The organism is Parabacteroides sp. AF19-14, assembly GCF_003635485.1.
GTDB lineage: Bacteria > Bacteroidota > Bacteroidia > Bacteroidales > Tannerellaceae > Parabacteroides > Parabacteroides distasonis.
The window spans coordinates 18,011-40,419 of record NZ_QTMJ01000003.1; the positions used below are offsets into that span (position 1 = coordinate 18,011).

Sequence of the window (22,409 nt, forward strand, 5' to 3'; positions counted from 1 at the left end):
ATTTAGGGTTTAATTATTCCAATGAACTCTCCGATAACTTTAAATTCATTACAGTCCACATTATCGATTGAAATAGATTTATAGTCCTTGTTTTTGGGCTCAAGAACTATTTTTTCGTGTTCCCATTCTCCAGTTTCAGAATATTTCTTTAGGCTGGTATAAGTTTTAATAGAATAATTACCTACGTTATCGCCATCATAGAAGTTTATGTGCTGGGTTAAAACTATTTTTCCTTGTCTACTACCAACAGGGTTTGCTCTGAACACGCAATAATCTCCATCATGAATTGTTGGTTCCATTGAATTACCTTTGGCTTGTACAACAAACATATTTTTGTCTAATTTGCCCAGATTTGATACTTTTATCCATCCTAATTTATTTACTTCATCACCCTCTCCAAAATAGCCACATGCTGCTTGAATTGTATATAATGGAAGATATTCGGAAAATTGGTCTTCTGGTATAATATCTTCACAGATCTCGATTGTTTTAACTTTTTCTGTAAATAGTAGCTTCTCTGTATTATGCTTAATAACAGGAAAAAACTGTTTTAAATAATTCCTTAAGGAGTCATTACATACGTAAATATATGTACCTTCCATACCTCTTTCTAAGATAGTTGTATAGATGTTCTTTATGTAAGCAAGTAGAATGGAATCATTCTCTATTCCCATTTTTCCCTTGTTGTCTTTATATCTCTTTTTATAAATAAAAATACGATTCTTTTCATTGTCATAATCAATTTCTGGTCCTAGAATAATACCTGCATAATTAAGATCGAATCCTTGAGTTGTATGGATACATCCAATTTCATTGATTGAGTTTGGGGAATTGATCCAATCTGTATCTGTTCTGTTCCATATATATTTATAACCATTAATCTCTATGTCAAATAGATTCTCTTTTATTATTGAGCTTAATGATTTTCCTTTTGTTTTCCAATCCCAAGCATATCCTGCTATATTTCTGCAAAGTCCGACTTCCTTATTTTTCTTTTTTATCTCAGATATCATGTCGTCAACATCTTCATATAATTTCAGATCATATTCTTTAAAAGTAATTTTTGACTTTTGTTTGCAATTTAAAATATTCTGGATATATTGAATATAATCATTTCCTCCTTTACAACGAAGTTGAGAAGTCAGTTTATACTTGTAATTATGTTTATTTTGAAGTAGAAGAAAAAATCTTTCAGGATCAACATCTGTTGGTTTGATGGATTGTCCTGAATCATAGAAGAAAAATTGATATTTGCTCTTTTTTAAGATCCAATCAAGCTCCGTCCCTTTCTTCCCTAATCCTAAAATCTCATTCTTATGATCAAAAGCTTTATAGTCTCCGGGGCTAGCTAAACCATATCGTTGTCTTAATCTATGAGATTCATCAATAATCAGAATATCATATTTGTCTTGTGAATTAGCGACATCTGCGGGACTAAGAACCATATTGGGACTTAATCCTTTAATACCTTTGAATACCTTTTTTAATGTCTTACGAAAATTTTGCATAGGGACAACATATCCCATTTTTAAATTATAATTGAGCCCATTTGCGATTAAGTTAAGGTCTTCTTCCAAATTATTTTCCTCTATAGCCCAATTAGTCTCATTTTGAGCATCTACTAAAAGTTTTAATAAAAAGATACCTAAAATGGACTTTCCTGTTCCTGCTCCACCATCAATAATGGATATTCGGGGAATACCATTGGATAGGTCTGTTTTCAATCTTTCGATTATTTGGTATGTTATCTTATATTGTTCTTCTGTTAATGTCTTATATGGAGAATATTTAAACAAATCACTATTTTCAATGATTCTAATATCTTGAGTAACTATATTGTGTTTTTTTAAAATTTGCCAAATGTACTTGAATTCTTTTTGGTATTCCTCTCGTTGATAGTAATGGTGAAAATGTTGACCTCCATTTCCATTTTGTAACTGATATTTACCATCAGAGGCAATATATTTGATAAGAAAAGCTTCAAGATCTAAAATTACGGATTTATTAAAAGCAGGATTGTGGATAATATGAATGCTTTTAAGTTTTTTTCGTTTTGGATTATTCCAATGCTGATTTATGCGATTACATATATTAGTTGTTTCTCCAATATATGCCAACCTTTTTCCTTTATCTTCAATTATATATACAACAGGCCATTTGTCTCCGAATGTTGATTCTTTCAATTCGGAAAAAGTCTTTTTATTAAAAATGTAATCTGTTATTGTTGTGTGATAATTTCTAATCATAATTCGCTATATTTCTTTGCACAGCCTTTTGCTTTGTCTATAGGATACTTTTCTGCGTTTCTTTTTAGTTTAGTTAAGACGATGTCTTTAATGTCTAAATTATATTTATAAGCAATTAAGAAAGCATAGTTAATGATGTCTGCTAGTTCCTCTTTTATTTTATCTATTTTAACATCTTCTGCGCTTTTCCATAAAAATGCTTCGTTTAGCTCAGAGGCTTCAATAGAAAGAGCAAGAGCTAAATCTTTGCCATTATGGAACTGATCCCAATCTCTATCTTCTGAGAATTGAACGATTTGTTCCATGATCTCGTTTATGTCAGATTCTTTGCTTTGCATACTTTATCCTTTTGGGTTCAATAATGACAAAGTTAGAAAAACTATTGAAATAATAAAAAAGGAAATCTTAAATAGTTTTAGATGTGATGTGGAGAAGTTTATATTATAATTAATAGATTTCTTCTGTATTTTATTTGCCGATGCAGAAAATGCAACTTTAACTTAACTATTTGGTATTAAATTCATTTTCTCCTGTGAAATTTATATTCAGGGACAAACAGGGGACAAAATTTTGACAACAATAACACTAACAAAAGAAAATATAATTCTGATCTTGAGTTCAGTGATTGTCAAATAGCTTGCTGGCCAAAAGAAAAAAGAAGCATTTTCTCTACGTCCTCTAGCCTTGATAACTTAATATTTGGATATAGCACTCAATTCTGAAATTATGGTATCTACTTTATCTGAGACAAGAATTTTAAGGTTTAGTTTGGTATCTTGTATATTTAAAAAGGTTCTAAACCAAACTTCGTTCAGCTTCATAATGACGAATATTGGTGAATAGGGTATTTCCTTTTCTCTTTTCGCCAGCAGCAGTATTGATTGTTCTTGTTATACAAATGGAAAAATATTATAAAGCTATTTATGAATAGAGATATATCATGAGAAGGTAATTCTTTCAATAAGTATGGCAGTTCTTGGTCTCAATGACTTGAACTAGAAAAAGTTGACACTTTGAGAGGAGTAAAAACAAAGAGTCAATGGAACAAAAAACAGTTAAGCGAAGGTTCTGGAACGAGGACCTTGGTTGGTATGAAGAACGAGAGGTTGCAACCGGAAAGTACAAGTTCACGGAAGAGGGCAAGGTGGCCGTAGTGTCAGAGTATGTGCTGGGAGGTCGTCCGGCACAGGAGATAGTTGAGAAGTATCATTTAAGCAGTCGTCAGGTTCTCTTCAGCTGGATGGATAAGTATGTAAACGAAAGAGAAATCGTATCTTTGCCGGAAAACGAAGGAGATATGGCAAAGAAGACTTCCGAAGAGCGCATGCAGGAGTTGGAGGCCGAGAACAAACGGCTTCGCAAAGCCCTTGAATTGGAGAAATTACGTTCCGAGGCCTATAGTACAATGATAGACCTTGCAGAAAAACCTTCAACATCCCGGTGCGAAAAAAAAACTGGCACCAAACAATAGATCTGCTACGCAGGAAGTCCAAGGGCTGCTCCATTGGACTTCTCTGCGGGCTGTTTGGTTACAGTAGACAAACCTACTACAAATGGGAAAATAAGGAGTTTTCAGATAATGCCATAGAACTCCTGTTGATAGAAAAAGTCCGGGAATACAGAGAAGCCAATCCCGGTCTTGGCTGTGCGAAGTTATATCTGATAGTCAAGAAGTCATTTGAAGAAACCGGCAGCATGCCAGGCAGGGATGCCTTCATAGAGTTGCTTCGCAGAAACGGTCTTATGGTTCGTCTTAAGCACCGCAGGCACTATAGGACTACAGATTCCGGACATCATTATCATAAATCCCAATCTGATACTGAATATAGTCCCTTCAAGACCCAATGAAATATGGGTGGCTGACATAACCTATATTGAGACAGAGGAGAGAGTATGCTATTTATCCCTGATAACGGATGCATATTCTCACAAAATAGTTGGTTGGGCCGTTGGGCCGACACTTGAGGTAATATATCCTCTACAGGCTCTGAAGATGGCAATTGATGGTATAGATGATGTAACTGCCAGAGGTCTTATACATCACTCGGACAGAGGCTGTCAGTACTGTTGCAACGAGTATGTGACAGAACTGAAGAAACATGGGGTTGAGATTAGCATGACGCAAAGCGGCGACCCACTTGAGAACGCCATTGCCGAACGCGCCAACGGCATATTGAAGGTCGAGTGGCTGTACAAGATGAAAATATCCACAAGGGACGAGTGCAAAGCCGTTTTGGATAGAATAATAGGCTTTTACAACACGCAACGTCCACATATGAGCATTGGCATGCAGACACCGGAGGCAGTGCATTTGCAGAACAGAGAGCAGCGGCGATGTTGGAAGAACAGTTACACTTTGGGGTAAAATGAAAAATTAGGCATATATTTGCTGGCGTGTTCAAGTGCTGTGCCGCAGTTCCTGAACAGACACAATCACTCTAAGAACAGCACTGTAAATCAAAACAGTGATATTGTAAATTATATTAGTTTAACCGCTCTAAAAGTGTCAACCAAATTTAGTGAAGGTCAGACTGAGCTTCTCATTTTTCTCTTTTGGATGACAAACGTCTCATTATATGTAGTTACATGCATACTTTTTGTGTCTGAATTCGCTAAATAAATGAATTGGTGGATAAATTTCTATAAAAATTTCACCAATATTTGAGGGAAATGTTTGGGTGGACAAAATTAAAAGAGTAAATTTGCTATAAATTTAGGCTGGAATTCATAAAATAAACGAAGATGGCTACAAAAATACAGCAAATATTAAAGTTTATCCCACGAGATTCAGTTTTGTTCGGTTCATGGCTTTCAAGTCAGGGATTGGATGCACGTGGTCAGTATGCTTATATGAAAAGTGGATGGCTTGACCGTATTTCGAAAGGGGTTTATAAGCTACATGGAACAGAACCAAGTCTATTGACTACTGTTTCATCATATAACACACAACTTGGTAAGAGTTGTGTTGTAGGTGCATATACAGCTTTGGAGCTCCGAGGGTACTCCCATTACCTATTTATAGGAAAACCTGTGGCTTTTCTCTTTACTGACAAAAGCAATAAGTTGCCTTCGTGGTTGCTAAAAGAGGAGTGGGATATGAATATAAAATACATGACTACCTCTTTTCTTGGCGATGAACTTTTGGGTGTAGAAACGATGACTATCAATCAGTGCAATTTTCTTGTGTCATCTCCAGAACGAGCTATATTGGAGTGCTTGAACCTACCTGATTCTTCATCTTCTTTGCTCGACATTTATTATATCATTGAAAGTATGACAACCCTTCGTTCCAATTTGGTTCAGACATTGTTGGAGGCCTGCACGTCTCAGAAAGTGAAACGTCTTTTTCTTTATATGGCTGAAAAAGCAGGTCATTCCTGGTATAGGGCGTTAAAACTGGATAATATTAATCTTGGTACATCTAGGTTTATGATCACGCCAACGGGAAAGTATATCAATAAGTATAATATGACAATTTCAAAGGAACTTGCAGAATATGAATAATAATCTAACATTATCAATAACTACTATAGGTGATTTGCTCCTTCGCAAAACCATTACTATTACTAATAGTGGAGAGCCAATTAATGATGTAAGTCTATGTGTGCCTATTTATCAGCGTCCATACAAGTGGACGGCTCGTAATGCCATACAATTGCTTGATGACATTATTGAAGCGAAGAATAGCAACAAAGAAAGATACAGGGTGGGTACACTTATCCTTCACAAGGCAAAGGATAAGGAACAATATGATATTGTTGATGGTCTGCAACGTACCATAACTTTCTCATTACTTTTGACTGCATTAGGCGAAGATGGCATTGAGTTCTTGCAGCAGAAAATATATAATAATGTGCACAATAACCATAATATTGCTAACAACTATAATGCACTTAACCGTAGGGTCGGATTAAAGTTGCAAGACAGCGACTCGGCTACTGAACACCAAAGAGAGATGGAGCGTCTTAGGGACTATATTGAGAATATGTGTGAATTGATTGTTGTAATAACTCCCGATGTGTCGGAAGCATTCCAGTTCTTTGATTCTCAAAATGCACGAGGTAAAGCTCTTTATCCTCATGATTTGTTGAAAGCATACCATCTTCGCGAAATGAATACCATTAGTGAGGATGAAACAGAAAAGATAGTAAAGGATTGGGAACAGGTTTCACAAAGTGGTTTAGCAGATTTCTTTGGTAATTACCTATATCGTATCAAAGAATGGGTAAGTGGCAATAAGGCAAATGTTTTAAATGAACACAACATCCATATGTTCAAAGGTATTACGCGTTTTTCAAGAACACCTTATGCCCAATTCTACAAGAGTGCCTATTGTTATGCAGATATGGTCAACTCTTCTGCTATGCCTTTTGTCTCTGGTACTCGAAATGTAAATGCGTTCCAATTAGACACTCCAATAATTGCTGGTAAACCGTTTTTTGAATATACAAAGCACTATTATAATATACTAAAGGATATTCAGAACAACAACAAATATGAGGGCTTCTATATTAATGACAACATTATAGTTAAAACATTGGATAGACATTTAAAAAAAGGAATAGGTAATGGCATAGCACGCCTTTTGTTTGATACTTCGGTTCTGCTTTACGTTGATAGATTCTGCCCAGAAACATATCCTACAAAAGAAGACATGGAACTATTTGAACAATTTGTTGTATACGCATTCATTTGGGCTTATTCATTAAGAGCCCAATACACTAATCTTGGTTGGCTTTCTGCACAGAATTATATTATGGGGTTGAGTGATAAAATCAATGCATTCAATATGTATAAATTGATTGCCAAGCAAGATACTCCATCTTCATTATTGAGTGCTTTGGCTGACAAAATCAATCCTCTTTCGAATGATGATATTAAAGATGGTTGGGCGCAGGAATGCTATGAGTATAGTGGTAAAGGAGATACATTAAAGAATCTAAAGGATGAGATAGATGGCGTGTATGAAAACTATCTGTATTTTTTTCAAATAAACGGTTTTTATAAAAATTGATTACAATGAAAGATTTGAAAAATATTCTTGAAGAATGTTCGATTAATGACATATATTTCTCAAACAGCGGGGTATCTATATTATACAAGATACCTATCTATCAGCGTAATTATGCTTGGGGGCGTGAAGAGATATACGCCTTAATAAAGGATGTACATGATTCGTTGGAGAAGTCCGTTTACTATATTGGCACTCTTGTCACATACAAAAGAGATGAAAATATTTTTGAGGTTATCGATGGTCAGCAACGACTTACAACAATCTACATCATCTTGAAGGCTTTGGGCATAGAAACTATTGCAAATTGTCTTACTTATTCTGCAAGAAAGGTTTCAGCTATGACAATAGAAAAGATGCCTAAGTTTGGTGAAGAAAAAGATAAGGGTATTGTCGATGGATTCAATTATGCAAAGGAAGCAATTAAAGACATTGTTGGCGAAAAGAAGGCTGACATAGATGCATTCAAGGATTTTTTTTTGAACAAAGTGCATATTATCCATTATCGTGTGCCAAAAGATGTGGATTTAAATCACTATTTTGAGGTTATGAATTCTCGTGGTGAGCAGTTAGAAAAGCATGAGATAGTAAAAGCTAAACTCAGCGAACAGTTGATAGGTGATGAGGACGCTATGGAGAAGTTTAGTCGTATATGGGAGGCTTGTAGCGACATGAGTTTCTACATTCAGCAGAAACTTCCAGAGATGACAACTGTCTTCGGTAAAACTATGGAAGATTTTGTTATAGAGTCTTTCGACGAGTTTCCAAGTTCTAATGAAGGCTTATTTTCGTCATTAGGAATGAAAACTATTTCAGAACTTTTAAATTCGTCTATAAAAACGATAGATAAAGATGATGAAGTAGACAAGAATGATAATTTCCAGCCAATTATTGACTTTCCGAATTTCTTATTGATTGTACTGAAAATTACAAGGTTGCTGAGTGAAGATGATTTTAATCCTTTGAGTTTTACACTTGACGATAAAGAACTAATTAAGGAGTTCGAGAAGGTAAATCTTACTCCAAAGTTCGTTGAGGACTTCGCCTACAATCTCCTTTTGGCTAAATATTTTCTCGATAACTATGTTATACACCATGCAAATGGTGAAGATAGAGCCATTGAAAATCCATGGAAATTGCAATATTATTATAAGAAGGGTAATAAGGCTGCCTATCTTAAGGATTTGTATGATGATAATAAAGTACAACAAAATAAAGTGATTCAATTACTGTCTATGTTTGAAGTTGCTTTCACGCCTAAGCAAAGAAAAAACTATCTGTTCTATTGTTTATATCACTTGTTTGAGGATTGTGATCTAAATGATTATGTGGATTTTTTAAGAAAACTAGCTGATAAGTATTTCTTTGATGTATATCTTGATACGGGTAAACTCAACGAAATAAATCAGCCTAAGCCTAATAGTTTTGACGAAACTATTCTTAATTGTTATGAATTGAACATCGAATTAGAAGGAGTGAATCGAGATTTCAATAGTGTTTATCCTACTGGATCATGCAATATACCTCTGTATGTTTTTAACTATACAGATTATAAGCTTTGGAAGAAATATGCGGAAGAACTTCGAGGTAACAAAGAAAAGAAAGGTTCTCGTAATAGAATAGAGTTTTTTAGAGCATTAGGTTGTAGTGACTTTGAGTTGGAACCTTTTAAAAATTTCTATTTCTCTCGAACACGAAAAAGTTTGGAGCATTATTATCCACAAGCCAAGGCTGGGGATAATATGCTAATTAACTTGCAAGATATAAATTGCTTTGGTAATTTTGCTATGATAGGTTCTGATGCAAATAGTTCTGGCTCCAACTGGAATCCTATTGATAAAAAGAATCGCTATCTTGATACAAAGTCCAACCAAGTAAGCGTTGCTTCATTAAAATTCAGAATCATGTTACAAATATGCCAAGATAATTACGATGCTGGTATTAAAGACGATACCTTAAAACGTCCATTTGGATTAGAATGGAATGTTGATGATATGGTTCGGCATCAGGCAAAAATGCTCGAAATCATTATGAACTTATAATCAGCCTACCGGAAAATACATCAACAAGTATAATATGAATGATATAAAATCGGGTGTTTACGCTCATAAGGTTGAGTCGTTGCTCCGTCTTATCCCGATTGTATTATTCACTGAAGTTGCGTGAGGAGGTAGAGTATTTAAGAGATGCTTTTTAGTGAATTTTATTATGTAGTAAATAATAACGAAATTATGAAACAAGGAAATAAAAATATAGATTTGGGAGACATGGTTCCTTATAAGATTCCCTATGGTGAAAGAAAACATGTTGTCTTTCTTATTGGTTCCGGATTTTCTGTACCTTGTGGAATGCCAACAGGAAAGCAATTGAATGATTTTGTGCTCAATATTAATAATGAGCCTATTACTGTTGACTTTACAGGGAAACTTGCAATTTCAGTTGATGGGAAAAAATATCAAACTGGCAGTCCATATGAGAGTTGTTTGATGTTCTGTTCAGAAGCAATGAAGGAGTATAATAAAAACCATGAGTTTGATTATGAACAGTTCTTTGATTTTATAAGTAATGAAGGAATATATGACTCCTCATATGAGAAACTCGCAAAACCATTTCTTTATATGTTCTCTGACTACCATCAGTTGGTTTCTAATATGAAAACCATTTATACTCAGATGATAGAACATGAACTAAGGAAAGGAAGAAAAACAGAAATACTTGAGCGTGAGATTGCGTCTGATAAATTTTCGAGATACGAAAACTTTGTGAAGTATCTTGATAAACTTTCGACAGACTATGTCGTTGACATCTTTTCTTTGAATCACGATTTACTTATTGAAAATCTTCCAAGAACAAACTGGCTACAACATGAAGGTATATCAGATGGTTTTCATAGCTATAGGTCGCCCTATTATGGAGAACTGGAATGTAATGGCAATAAATATGATTGTAGACTTGAAGAATATAAAGCCTTTTATAATACGGCAATTAGGTTATATAAATTACACGGTAGTCTGGATTATCTTATGTTCAAAAGGTGTGACAGTAATGGATGTTTCAGGAATGACAAAATGATTAAGGTACCATATGGAATAAGTGTTGATAAAACGAAGAAACAGAACAAGAAACGTCTTGGCTATATAATGGATTGGATTGAGTATAATCATGATTTCCTTTCAGGAACTGTGTCTAAGACTCACCATTATCATGATAGTTTCTACAAGAAACTGTTCAAACACTTTAGACATAATCTTGGTAGGGCGGAATGTTTAATTGTTATAGGTTATGGTGGACGTGATGCTGGTATAAATAAATATATTTTTGAGTACTTTGATTACCACAATAAGCCTTCATATATCGTGGATCCATTTTATAGTAGCAACGAAGAATTGAAGGAGTTTGGAGTAATGATTGGGGCTAGACCCATTGAAAAGTCCATAGATGATTTTCAAGAGATAATGTGGAAAAAATAGACATAAATGCTTATGACGGATACATGTCTTAATATAATAACGCAGTTAACGGTTGAATTACATAAAGATGACACCTCAAAAGAAAAGTTAGGGACTGGCGTTCTTTATACCAATAGGAAATTGTCTGGGGTAATATATGTTTTGACGGCCAAGCATTGCCTTGAGAAGTTAGGAGATAAAGATAGGGTGTCGTTAAGAATTTATAGACCCGATACCAGCACATACGAATACGTTACCCCCGTTAAGCAAAGAATTTTGCTTCATCCCGTAGATGATGCAGGTATAATCATTATTAATAAACGAGAGCTTATACCGGTTGTCTCTGATCTTCCATCGGTGTACGTGATAGATAAGAATTTGGGGGCTGACGAAGCAGTGAGTAAAGGATTCCCTGTGGCAACTCTTGATCAGACCAACGAAAATGGAGAGTCATTCTTGGCAATGATCAGAATGACTTACCTTCATGAAGATACAACTGAGAATGTATTCCAGCTTTCTACAAATGACGACTATAGTGAAGATACAATTGTCGGAATGTCAGGTTCCGGTATTTTTATAGAAGCTTGTGAAGAGTTGTATATTAATGGGGTCTTCATTAGGTACACTGACGAGGAACGTGGAAAAGTAATAAGTGCTCAGAGATTGATTTCCTTCAATAAACTGCTGGAAAAAGAGTATAAAAAGAAAATGTCATTGGCATTCCTCGGACATCACGGTTTAGGACATAAGACATTAAAAAACAATGTTGAAGATTCCGTAGCAAACTTGGGTCCCAGATATTGTCAGAAAGTCAATGTGAAGACAGGAACCGCTAAGTATTTTGACTGCGTGGCAAAAACACCGGCATTTTTTGAACAGTTGTACAGGAATATAGATTCCTGGTTAACCGAGAAAAGCTATAGAACAAGAAAAGATTCCAATAGAATAGGTCAGTTGGAATCTCATCTAAAAGTGATTCGAGACGATTTTATTGTGGCATTGTCAAATTTGGATCAACGTGTAGATGCTATCATTGATTTTTCTGGTTTGATGAAGCGCGTTGAATCTCTCCAAAATGAATTAGAGGAAGTTAGACATAGATTTTATTCTGATTATTCCTTGACAAACAAAGATGATAATGTAAGGAAAGAGTTCGAGGCTGATGAATCCAGATTATTAGAAATATCTCAAGATTTGTATTCATTCACTGAAAACTTTGAAGATTTAAAGATTAATCTAGCAAACAATGCCTATTTGATAATTAAGGGTGAAGCAGGTTGTGGAAAGTCGCATTTGTTGGGTGATATTGCCAGTAAGAGAATCGATGATGGTCTGCCCACTTTGTTGTTCTTAGGAACAGACTTTGCTGAGGGAACTTATGAAAAAAATATTACTTCAAAAATAGGTTTTGTTGGAACTTTCCCGGAATTCCTATCCAGTTTCAATCAGATAGGAACCCAAGTAGGTTCGAGGGCACTTCTGATGATTGATGCGCTGAATGAAGGACCTCAGGCCTTATTATGGAAAGACAGACTTTCTGGACTTATCAAGTCTCTTAAAGACTACCCTGCGATAGGTTTAGTGGTATCAGTGCGTGATACATACTTTGATGATGTTATTCCCGATGGGATAGAAAATAATTCGAAAGCTACAGTTATTGAGCATAAAGGATTTAAAGGTCTGGAATATGAGGCGGTAAGACAGTTCTGTTTGGCGTATGAGTTGAACTTACCCAATGTTCCCATCCTGACACCTGAGTTTTGTAACCCTTTATTCTTGAAGATAATTTGCGATACACTTGAAGCCTCTGGAGAGAAAGATTTTCCTAAAGGATTCAATGGCGTTTCATCACTGTTTAATCAGTACTTCAAGAATTTGGATAAGAAGTTTGCTGAAAAGAAACCCGAATATAAATATAGGGATGTTGTCAGTGCAGCGGTTAAGCTGCTGGCATTCCCTATATTTGAGGCTAAATATAATCTTCTGAAGATAAAAGATGCAGATTCATTATTGCAACAACAATTTCCTTCTTGTCACAATTTGCTTGCAGATCTAATAGACAACAATTTGCTGCTTAAAACGAAGTATTCTTTTGATGAAGAAAATATCGACAGTGTTGTTTTCTCTTATCAGAGAATCAGTGATTTTATAATTGCACGTGAAATTGTCAATAAGTTTCAAGACTGGAAATCGTTTGCAGAAAACATAAATACAGACAAAACTTTACATTCCATTTTTGTAGACAAGCATTGGTCGTTCAAAGGAATTCTTGAAGCCATAGCTATCTTAATCCCCGAGAGATTTGCTCATGAGATGACAGATGTCATTCGTCTCATTCCAGAAGATGAGTATGAAAGAGGATATTGTACTTGTCTTGACACAATTTCTGAGGCCGAGATAAATAGTTTGTGTTGGCGCGCGATAGAATCCATTGACAAGAAAACTATAAGGCAGTTTCTAGGCTCCAAATATTGTAATATAGATCCTGATTATTGGTATAATAAACTGGTAGAGCTTTCAACTATCCCTAATCACCCTTTTAATGCTGATTATTTTCATGCACTAATGATGAGGTTTACCATGCCAAAGCGTGATGGCAGATTCCAATTCTTTTTCAATGGTTGCGCAGGATATGATGATAACAGATGTGCCAATCCTCTGCGGCGTTTGATAGACTGGGCATGGTCTGAAAATGTATCTGTAAAAGCAGATCCCGAATCGACCAGATTAGCAGCCGTTATGCTTTGTTGGCTGCTGTCATCAACATATATCAAACACAGAGATGAGGCTACAAAAGCTCTTGTCAACCTTCTTTCTGAGCAGGTAGAAGTATTGATTGAAACACTACGCCAGTTTGAGAATGTGGATGATATGTATATCTATGAACGGTTGTATGCTGTGGCTTACGGGGTCGCATTGCGGACTTCATCACGCGATGGGCTAATGAAACTTGTAAGATATGTATATGAGACCATCTTCAAACGTAATGATCCACCAAAAAATATTTTACTGCGAGACCATGCAAGAAATATTGTTGAATACGCTAAATATAAGGGGGTTATAACTGCTGTTGATATGAAAAAGGTTCGTCCACCATATACGAGCACACTCCCCACATGGCCTACAGATGATGAGGTTAATCACCTTCATATTGATTATGATGCACCAAACTTCAAGGAAAGAAAAGGTTCGGAGCAAAACCTGATTTGGGAATCGGTGAAAGGTCTGTTAGCGGATTTTTGGAATAAGATTGCTATGCCAACAATCGAACACTTTTATCCAATACTAATTTCTGATGAAAAAGAATTTGATAAAGCATTACGTCTGTTTAAGGGAACTATGAAAAAACTGGCCAAATATATATGTGAAGGGAAAGCTGTTCTAATCTTAAATAGGCAAAAAGAGCCAAAGGATGCTAGCATAAACGATACTATATTTGAATTTGTTTGTAATGAGACTGAAAAGTTAATGTCGGAAGAGCAAAAAAAGGCTTTATACGATGTCATGATTCCTTTTAAAGTAAGGGAATTACCTTTGAAGCAACATCATTATGGCAGATTCCCAACTGAAGGGGTTAGAAATTGGGTTGTTAAGAGAGCCTATGAATTAGGATTTGATGTGAATTTGCATGGTGTTTACGATCGTTTTGCAAAGGACTGGACATTCCATAATTCCGATAATAGAATAGACCGCATAGGAAAGAAATATCAGTGGATAGCCTTCTATGAGATTATGGGGATATTGGCTGACAATTACAAATATGAGGATGATTATGCAAACGAGGGCTCTGGGGGATATGAGCTGTTTCACGGAACGTGGCAATCTTTTCTGAGGAATATCAATCCATCAATGATTGCAAGAGTAAAAAGCGTCGAAAGTGAGGATGCGGATGATAGCAGGGTGGCAGAAGAACACGAATGGTATAAGGAAGAACAGTTTGATAACTGGCAGTACTCTGGTACAAATGAATCATGGGCATCCATGACTAGGGATTTGCCAGATCCAGTTTCATTAATCCAAAAGTTGGACGATGACGGCATAGAATGGTTGACCCTGAATAACTCCAAGAGTTGGGATGAACCCAAAGACATTGGTAAGGAAAAATATGAGTATAAACTCTTAAAGCATGATGTGTATTGGGCTACAGATGCCATCCTCGTAAAGCAACAAGACAAAGAGAAGGCAATACAGTCTTTAGATGGTAGGAATTTATGGGATGGTGTGGAATTACCTACCAACGACTGGCAATATCTGGTGAACAGGGAAAAATACTGGTCACCAGCATATAAAGACGTTTATAGGGACCGACAAGGTTGGGCAAATTCAATAGATGGGCTAGATGTACCCTATTATTATTCTTGTGAGCAGGCCTGCGGGCATATTGAAGATGATCAGTCAGGCACTATCAACAAATATAGCATTCCGTGTAGGTTATTATTCGAGGGTATGGGCATGGAGTATGATTCACATGACGGTCAATATCTGGATAAAGATGGCAACCTTGTGGCGTTAACATACGGGTACAACCAGATTTTGGTTAAAAAAGAGCCTCTTTTACGATTCCTGAAGCAAAGTGGGCTGGCTATTTTGTGGATTGTGCGAGGGGAAAAGCGGGTATATATAAGTGGAGGAATGGGATGTCAGTGCGTATATGCCCCATGTGGAGTATATTATTTGGATAATAACAATGTTCCGGAAGGTGTTCTCAGAACATATAAGAGAGTGTGATGTGAGACTATTCTGTTACAAGGCAAAGTGTGGAGATGCGTTTCATCTACAGTATGAGGGTGAAAGCGGTAGGTGTCGTAACATATTTCTTGACATGGGATACCCTAAGACTTATACCCAAGTGTTGAAAGGTGTTATTTCAAATCTTATTAGGAGTTCAGAACAGATAGATGCTTTGTTCTTGTCCCACATTCATGATGACCACATTGGCGGAGCTAGTAGATTCATAAAAGATATTCAAAAAGATTGTGCTTTGGGGAATGTTGTTTGTCGGTGGATATATAATCCGCCAAGAAAGTATGATGTTGAACAAGCCTCTGATAATAAGAACGGAGTGCTATGTGGCATAGTCTCAGGGGATAAGGTCTATGAATACATCCAGTTACATAGCCCATTAGATTTGGGTGATGTTATAGAAGGGATGTCTTTCAGTATTGATGGAATGAGGATAACAATCCTTTCTCCTGATGAGGGCAAACTGAACCTGCTTAGGGAAAAATATTCAAACAATCGTCCACTGTGTAAGTCTGAAACAAATGAGGTTAGTGTTGAAGCGGGTAATGTTGTTGATGATTATGCAACATTACTTAATGATTTTAATATAGAATGTTTTCAAGAAGATACGAGTGTTGAGAACGCCAGTAGTATAGCCGCATTGTTTGAGTATGTGGGGAAAAGAGTTTTATGGCTTTCAGACTCAGTACCATCAGTTATAATGCACTCATTGTTTAAACTAGGATATAGTGAAGCGAACAAACTGCATTGCGATGCTGTTTTGCTTTCGCATCATGGAAGTGTAGCAAATAATAGCTTAGCTCTATTTAAGATGATACAATGTGGAAAGTATATTATTAGCGCTGATGGAATAAATCGCCATTGTCTACCAAACAAAGGAACTATAGCAAGAATTATTTCTGCTTCTTCGAAGCTACCTGTAACGCTGTATTTTAATTATGATGATGGTCGGTTGGTGAGAATGTTTAAACCAGATGCCCAAGAGTATGTGAAATCAATTATTGACATTCATTACTTGCATGATATGGAGGCGATTGAGTTTTGAAGGTTATTTGACAGCCCACATTAAGTTTGCTTATAGGGCATTATCAAGGCTTATCCTGTTGTATGCTTGAATCAATCAAGTCAATTGAGTTTAAAAATACATGTATATATACATGGGTAAATCTAAAGACAATTTAGCTTGATATAAGTCAAAGTGCAGAAAATGACTTCTTAAGTTATCATCACAACGATAAGTTTTTTTCTTTATCACGATTCTGTTGTATTATTTGTTTAAGTTCTTCAATGGATAATATTGATTCTTTTCTTCTGTGTAGCATTGCATGACAATTAGGACACACTGGAAACAGGTCTTTTTCAATGTTTATTTCGTATCGCCCATCCTTGTTTGAAATAGGATTTACATGATGTACATGTATGAATCCTTTCCCTAATTCTCCATATGTCTTTTCAAAATCAAAACCGCAGACAAAACATTTAATTCCCTTACTTTGAATATATTTATTGCGTGCATCAACATTTCTCTCATGAGTGGTTATAGCCACTTGTCCTAATTCACCTTCCCAATATGTATTTATTTCATCCTTAATAGTTTTATTTGAGTAGGCTTCATTTAGAACATTACAATACTTTTGGTGAATATCTCGTTCAATTTTCCTTGTCGTGTTATTATGACTCGATTCATAATAAATGATAAAGTTCATATACGCTTTTAAGGCGACTCTTAATTTGTCTGCACCATAATCTTTATAAATTTGAGATAAATAATAATCTCTCAGGTTTGTGCTTATTCCTCTCGTATGCAATTCGCCATCAAGCATTTTTTGAAATGCTCTATAAAAATCCGCAAAAGAATTTTTATTAATGCCATGGCTAAGAAACAGTTTTTCCTTTCCATGGACTAAACGCTCCTCTTTGTTGTATATTGCTTTTGCCATTTTATAGATGGCTGATATTTGCTCTATTTTCATTCGCTATTATCATTGAAGTTTATCAAAAACAAATTTCATTACAAATGAACTTGATTTTATTTTTAGCAAACATAAAATGGCTATAATATTGCTCATTCTTATTTATTTTCTAATTTTGCAAATAGAATAAGAGTTGTTTGACAGAAATACATTGCATATCGCAGAATTTGCGATTGTTTCCAAGTCATTACCTCATCCTTTGAGAGAAGTTCATAAGTAGCTTATTTCTAATATATTCCTATTTTAATATCGTTTTTTTTACAAAATTCGGTATAGAATCAGGTGAGAATATTTCTTATAGGCTTTGTGCATGACAGAAAGAGGTCATAGAAAACGGGAACAAACAGATTTTGCCATATATCCCAAAATGAACCGATGGCAGACCATCACGGAGGGAAATCTTACCAAGGTTCGGAGGAAAATCAATATTGGACCTAAGGAAAAGAACAATTTTCTGACTCTAGTTAGGTGCATTTCCTGAAATATTCCTTAATTTTGCCACGTAATTGGAAATTTATAAAGACACGATGCAACAAAATAGAATGAACATATTATCAAATATATCATATCGAAGCACATCATGCTTTGAGCGTACGCTATATGTTCAAACTTCAAGCATTGAATCCTTCGATAAGTTCAAGAGAACTTTCCGACGAACATATTATAAACAGGCTGGGATATATTAGATGCAGATATCCCTCCAGAATTAATTGAAGCCGTTGGAAAGTCCTTACCAAACTTTTCAACGGTTTTATTTTGCCCACTGGTGACGTTCGCATCATGCGACGACCTTCTCCGTCATTTCCGTCCATGGGCATTAGATTTTATATGAACCGCGCAGTGATGCGCACAAAACTAAAGGAGATTATGAATTATAAATTTGACGGGAGCAGGGTGTTCTTTACATCCGACACCCACTTCAACCATACCAACATCATCAGGTTTTGCAACAGGCCTTTCAAAGATGTGGCCCATATGAATGAAACGATTATTTCCAACTGGAACAGAGTAGTTGCTCCGGATGATATCGTGTTTCACCTGGGCGATTTTTGTCTGGGCGGTTCTGCCGAATGGATAAATGTACTGAGCTGGCTGAACGGAAAAATCTATCTTATTACTGGCAATCATGACATAAAGAACCTGAGACAAGACTATAGGAAATACTTTGAACAGGTTGTGATGCAGATGTATATTGAGGTAGATAAGCAGAAGATCTATCTGAATCACTGTCCGTTCCTTTGCTATGGCGGGTCATACAATGGCACCTGGCAGCTTTTCGGACATGTACATACCAGCAGGCACAACACCGGAAAGGACGCTCCGAGGCTGAAGATGCTTTTTCCCACGCAGTATGATGTTGGAGTAGATAACAACGATTTCACCCCTGTCTCATTTGCACGGGTAAAGGCAATCATAGAGAAGCAGATAGAACAATCAGAGAGAGGAGAGCAATAAGATGAGGATACAATACATGAGCGATTTGCACCTGGAGTTCCAGGAAAACAGCAGATATTTGAAACATAATGAACTGCCTATTACCGGCGATGTACTGGTGCTGGCCGGGGATATTTTCTATCTCAGGGATAAGGTTGCTCCGTTGACGAAGTTCTGGAAATGGGCTTCAGAGAACTACCGACAGGTGCTGATTGTCCCCGGCAACCATGAATATTACAACTATTCGGACGTGGTGGAACGAGGTCTGCAATGGCGGTGGATGTTCCGGGCAAATGTCGGCTACTATCAAAATCAAGTTGTCCGTATCGATGACATCGACTTTGTTCTGAGCACGCTGTGGTCACGGATCAATCCGAACGATGAGTATTTCGTATGGAAAGGCATGAATGACTTCCGCCAGATCAAGTTCGAAGGGAAACTGCTGCAGGTGGAGGAATTCAACTGGATGCACGAGACCTGTATTGACTTTATTCGGAAAAGTATCAAGGAAAGTACGGCGGCCCATATTGTTGTGGTTACACACCATTTGCCGACACTTCAGGTAGTGGCTTTGCATCATAAGGGTTCCGTGCTGAATAGCGCCTTTGCCAGTGAATACGGAGACCTGATTGCCGGTAGCCGGATTGATGCCTGGATTTATGGGCATTCGCATACTAACATCGACACTGTGATTAGCGGTACCCGCATAATCTGTAACCAGATGGGATATGTTTTTGAAGATGAACACCTGATGAATGGATTTGATCCGACCAAGTTTATTGAAATTTAATGGACATACAGAAATGAACGAAATAAAAATCATAGATAGAAAGCTCCTTACCGATTTGGCGAAGGAGGTTGGCCTGAACGCCTCGCATTTGGAGGCGTTGGGCGAAAGTCGCCATTGGGAGATTGTTATTGATGGCGATATGTTGGAACGGCTGGTTGAGATTCAACATCGGTTCGAGCGGTTGGCCGCAATGGGTGACGATGAGTATCGGGGTTTCTATATCGAGGTACCACGATCTACGCCGGAAGAGTGGGGCGATGCAGAGGAATTGATTGCATCTGGAGAATATGACTGTCAGGAAGCATTCTTAGCTGACTGGCTTGCATTCAACCCGATGAAGACCAGGTGGTTCCATGTTGCTTCGAGCCGATACGGGGATTCCCGGTCAATCCGTGTTACGGACCGGAAGCGGACCCGCTTTATCATTACGAATGACTCCAAGTGTGCGGATGTAGAGCCAGATGATACGTGGTGCAGAGAGAACTTGACCCGCCTCTTCGACTATCTGCAACGGGTGATTGATGTCGTTGTCGCGAATCCAGACGGGTTCAACGACTATGTGGCGCACCACCTGCCGTACCAGCAGCGTACAGGACGGATTGCACAAAGGGAGTTTAACCGCATTGTGCCGAAATTCAAAATTGAGGTGGAAGATCGGGAAACGGCCATCAAGGCATTGGAGAACTCGGTGCACGGGCATTCTTCCCCTCTTTTGGAAACCATGACTATACGAAAGTATTGCACCTATTTCCGCATTGCCAATGAGGTATATGAGGCTTATCACCGGAAGCGGGGATTCAGAGGACACATCTATACAAATCCGCAGGATGTTCCTGAAGAACTGCGTGATGTGGTCTACTACAAGCGGAAGAAGTTCGTGGATGTGACGGAAATATACGACATTGACAATCCGGAGGATTTCATGCGATTTGCAACTGACCATTACGGAGAACTGGGCCTTTCACGCCTGAATATCTTCGCCTCGAATGACCGGCAGCAGGGATGGAAAATTGTTGTTTCCAACAGTTACTCGTCCAATGTCGGGCTGGCCATTGAGGTGGCTACGGCTCTGTATAAGGCCGGGGCACCGCTGCTGATATACGATGCAAAAAAGCTCCTAAGAATTCTGCTTGAAGAAGATTATGTGCGGCTGGTTCCCGACTCCTTTCACAACTATATGGGTTACCAGGAAGAGGGCACTGTCTATGAACTGCTGTGGGAATATGAATGCTCGGACGATACTAATTCGGTTTTGACTAAGGAGCAATACCAAGCGATTGTCTCTCTTGCAGAATGGCAGGAAGTGGAGAAGATTAGGGCTACTTAACTCTTATTTTTCATCGGCTGACGTACATCGGCAATCTATTTGAAAATCGGTAGTATGCAAATTATCGGCACTGATTCGAAATAGTGCTGATAATTTGCTTGATTCTGATATTTGATAATATGATTCTTGATAACTTTCAACAGCCAGGCATTATCCTATTCGACAGAATTGTCCACAACCATATGGTTTATCAGGAGGAAGAAGCTGTTAATGGGCTATCATGTGAATATACATGTAGTGACAGACGGCAGACGTTTAAGTGATGAGGATGTTTTTATAATATTCCAATCAGAATATCATTTGTTATAACTTCATTTATGATGCATCACATTTGTATGTCAATATTATAATATATGCTTGTATATCTATATGTTGGATAGTTTTAGAGAATTATAATTGTCCATGGCGTTACCTGAGTAGATAGTGATGATAATATTTCTTGGACATTCCCAACTGAATACCATTTGCTGTAACTTCTGCTACAATATGTTTGAATTGTAGTGTATTATATATCAATGCTGTAATGTGTTTATGTATTTTGCCAATATGAAATCCCAATTGTTTCGAATAATTAACTTTTTACCAGTTTTTTAAGTTGTATGTGTCCAAAATATGTCAGGGGACAGAATTTTGTCCCTCGAAGCCTCACTTGGGAACAACTGGGGGACAAAAATACGGTAATAATAAGCAAACAAGAGAAAATATGACTTCTAGAACATCCTATTTTATCCCTATTTAAGTGGTTTTTCGTCAGCATTTTAGTTTTATTATTAATATAACTAATTGATAATCATGCGATTGCGTTATTTGTCTATGCGGGGAAATGTTTTGTATCATTTTTGACTTGTAATAAATTAATATTTAATATATTATGTTTTTATGAAATACTTCGGGGACAAAGTGGGGACAAAAATTTGCTGTCCAAAAGATAAAAAGAGCAAATATAAGGTCTATCCCTTGATGTTTTTTAGGCCAATTTTTTTGTCCCTCGGAAAGAAAAACAATCCCGTTCTCATCATACGATGATATTCGAAGCACACTGCAAATATAATAAAGTTTAGTCTGTTTTTTGTATATCTCTTCAAATTCTAAACTAAACGGCTTTTATAAGCTCCCAAAGCCATACCTATTTTTCTTTTGGCCAGTAAAATTGTTAAAGGGGGACATCACTTTGTCTTTCTAGCTCTATCTCTTTTTGCCAGTCGTTGTTTGAGCTATGTGCTTTGGCGGCATATCCTTTGTTTTGCCTTTTCCTGTTTTGGCCTTCTTCTTACTTCCTCCATTATTCCGCATATCCCTTTCGGGCTACCTGATGTGAATTGTGTGGCAAAGGTATTTGTCACGCCTTTTTTGCCTGCAAAGTCATAGCCTTTGAGTTCACAACCAAATCTTCACCTTCTGCTATGCAAATAAAACAGCTGGTAATATAGAATCGC

General features: G+C 36.9%; 14 protein-coding genes. 11 read left to right on the forward strand and 3 right to left on the reverse strand.

The genetic code is table 11. The annotated features are described in order from the left end of the window. Positions 1-2: 2 nt before the first annotated feature. Both DWX33_RS03360 and DWX33_RS03365 read right to left on the reverse strand, forming a co-directional pair. Positions 3-2,246: a DNA/RNA helicase domain-containing protein gene (locus DWX33_RS03360; protein WP_122379850.1), complete on the reverse strand. Its 2,244-nt coding sequence runs from the start codon at positions 2,244-2,246 to the stop codon at positions 3-5. Beyond that, positions 2,243-2,584, reverse strand: a complete 342-nt coding sequence (locus DWX33_RS03365; RefSeq protein WP_005854323.1) for a nucleotide pyrophosphohydrolase — start codon at positions 2,582-2,584, stop codon at positions 2,243-2,245. The genes DWX33_RS03360 and DWX33_RS03365 overlap by 4 nt, the downstream gene beginning before the upstream one ends. Before the next feature lie 701 nt (positions 2,585-3,285). Here DWX33_RS03365 and DWX33_RS03370 point away from each other — a divergent pair. The 8 genes from DWX33_RS03370 (at position 3,286) to DWX33_RS03410 (ending at position 16,494) form a co-directional block, all read left to right on the forward strand. Beyond that, positions 3,286-3,717 carry a transposase gene (locus DWX33_RS03370; RefSeq protein WP_121962663.1) on the forward strand — a complete coding sequence of 144 codons (432 nt, stop codon included), beginning with the start codon at positions 3,286-3,288 and terminating at the stop codon, positions 3,715-3,717. A gap of 354 nt (positions 3,718-4,071) precedes the next feature. Continuing rightward, complete coding sequence (locus DWX33_RS03380; protein WP_255417927.1) at positions 4,072-4,611, forward strand: IS3 family transposase; 540 nt, start codon at positions 4,072-4,074, stop codon at positions 4,609-4,611. 377 nt (positions 4,612-4,988) lie between these two features. Beyond that, positions 4,989-5,750, forward strand: coding sequence for a type IV toxin-antitoxin system AbiEi family antitoxin (locus DWX33_RS03385; protein WP_121962660.1), 762 nt, complete (start codon positions 4,989-4,991; stop codon positions 5,748-5,750). Then, on the forward strand, positions 5,743-7,260 hold the full coding sequence (locus DWX33_RS03390) for a DUF262 domain-containing protein (RefSeq protein WP_121962659.1): 1,518 nt from the start codon (positions 5,743-5,745) through the stop codon (positions 7,258-7,260). The genes DWX33_RS03385 and DWX33_RS03390 overlap by 8 nt, the downstream gene beginning before the upstream one ends. Positions 7,261-7,265: 5 nt before the next feature. Then, positions 7,266-9,299: a DUF262 domain-containing protein gene (locus DWX33_RS03395; protein WP_121962658.1), complete on the forward strand. Its 2,034-nt coding sequence runs from the start codon at positions 7,266-7,268 to the stop codon at positions 9,297-9,299. A gap of 189 nt (positions 9,300-9,488) precedes the next feature. After that, positions 9,489-10,727: a hypothetical protein gene (locus DWX33_RS03400; protein ID WP_121962657.1), complete on the forward strand. Its 1,239-nt coding sequence runs from the start codon at positions 9,489-9,491 to the stop codon at positions 10,725-10,727. A gap of 6 nt (positions 10,728-10,733) precedes the next feature. After that, positions 10,734-15,434: an AVAST type 2 anti-phage system protein Avs2 gene (gene avs2 / locus DWX33_RS03405; protein WP_122379852.1), complete on the forward strand. Its 4,701-nt coding sequence runs from the start codon at positions 10,734-10,736 to the stop codon at positions 15,432-15,434. Between the two features lie 94 nt (positions 15,435-15,528). Beyond that, positions 15,529-16,494 (forward strand): MBL fold metallo-hydrolase, encoded by a 966-nt coding sequence (locus DWX33_RS03410; protein WP_158563038.1) that lies wholly within the window; start codon positions 15,529-15,531, stop codon positions 16,492-16,494. A 181-nt stretch (positions 16,495-16,675) separates the two neighbouring features. Here the strand turns inward: DWX33_RS03410 and DWX33_RS22470 are convergent, their stop codons facing one another. Further along, on the reverse strand, positions 16,676-17,422 hold the full coding sequence (locus tag DWX33_RS22470) for an HNH endonuclease (RefSeq protein ID WP_199713253.1): 747 nt from the start codon (positions 17,420-17,422) through the stop codon (positions 16,676-16,678). 867 nt (positions 17,423-18,289) lie between these two features. On the opposite strand from DWX33_RS22470, the gene DWX33_RS03420 reads away from it, so the two are divergent. The 3 genes from DWX33_RS03420 to DWX33_RS03430 are packed head-to-tail and all read left to right on the forward strand — an operon-like array spanning position 18,290 to position 20,973. Beyond that, positions 18,290-18,877 carry a metallophosphoesterase gene (locus DWX33_RS03420; protein WP_121962675.1) on the forward strand — a complete coding sequence of 196 codons (588 nt, stop codon included), beginning with the start codon at positions 18,290-18,292 and terminating at the stop codon, positions 18,875-18,877. 1 nt (position 18,878) lies between these two features. Continuing rightward, positions 18,879-19,646 (forward strand): metallophosphoesterase, encoded by a 768-nt coding sequence (locus DWX33_RS03425; RefSeq protein ID WP_122379853.1) that lies wholly within the window; start codon positions 18,879-18,881, stop codon positions 19,644-19,646. 13 nt (positions 19,647-19,659) lie between these two features. Beyond that, positions 19,660-20,973, forward strand: a complete 1,314-nt coding sequence (locus DWX33_RS03430; RefSeq protein ID WP_122379938.1) for a hypothetical protein — start codon at positions 19,660-19,662, stop codon at positions 20,971-20,973. The last annotated feature ends 1,436 nt before the right edge of the window (positions 20,974-22,409 follow it).

Excerpts from the sequence above, each read along its gene's own strand:
- DWX33_RS03360 (WP_122379850.1), bottom strand. The coding sequence starts at position 2,246 with ATGATTAGAAATTATCACACAACAATAACAGATTACATTTTTAATAAA.
- DWX33_RS03390 (WP_121962659.1), top strand. The coding sequence starts at position 5,743 with ATGAATAATAATCTAACATTATCAATAACTACTATAGGTGATTTGCTC.
- DWX33_RS03370 (WP_121962663.1), top strand. The coding sequence starts at position 3,286 with ATGGAACAAAAAACAGTTAAGCGAAGGTTCTGGAACGAGGACCTTGGT.
- DWX33_RS03365 (WP_005854323.1), bottom strand. The coding sequence starts at position 2,584 with ATGCAAAGCAAAGAATCTGACATAAACGAGATCATGGAACAAATCGTT.
- DWX33_RS03400 (WP_121962657.1), top strand. The coding sequence starts at position 9,489 with ATGAAACAAGGAAATAAAAATATAGATTTGGGAGACATGGTTCCTTAT.
- DWX33_RS03420 (WP_121962675.1), top strand. The coding sequence starts at position 18,290 with ATGAATTATAAATTTGACGGGAGCAGGGTGTTCTTTACATCCGACACC.
- DWX33_RS03385 (WP_121962660.1), top strand. The coding sequence starts at position 4,989 with ATGGCTACAAAAATACAGCAAATATTAAAGTTTATCCCACGAGATTCA.
- DWX33_RS03425 (WP_122379853.1), top strand. The coding sequence starts at position 18,879 with ATGAGGATACAATACATGAGCGATTTGCACCTGGAGTTCCAGGAAAAC.
- DWX33_RS03410 (WP_158563038.1), top strand. The coding sequence starts at position 15,529 with ATGGGATACCCTAAGACTTATACCCAAGTGTTGAAAGGTGTTATTTCA.
- avs2 (WP_122379852.1), top strand. The coding sequence starts at position 10,734 with ATGCTTATGACGGATACATGTCTTAATATAATAACGCAGTTAACGGTT.
- DWX33_RS22470 (WP_199713253.1), bottom strand. The coding sequence starts at position 17,422 with ATGAAAATAGAGCAAATATCAGCCATCTATAAAATGGCAAAAGCAATA.
- DWX33_RS03430 (WP_122379938.1), top strand. The coding sequence starts at position 19,660 with ATGAACGAAATAAAAATCATAGATAGAAAGCTCCTTACCGATTTGGCG.
- DWX33_RS03395 (WP_121962658.1), top strand. The coding sequence starts at position 7,266 with ATGAAAGATTTGAAAAATATTCTTGAAGAATGTTCGATTAATGACATA.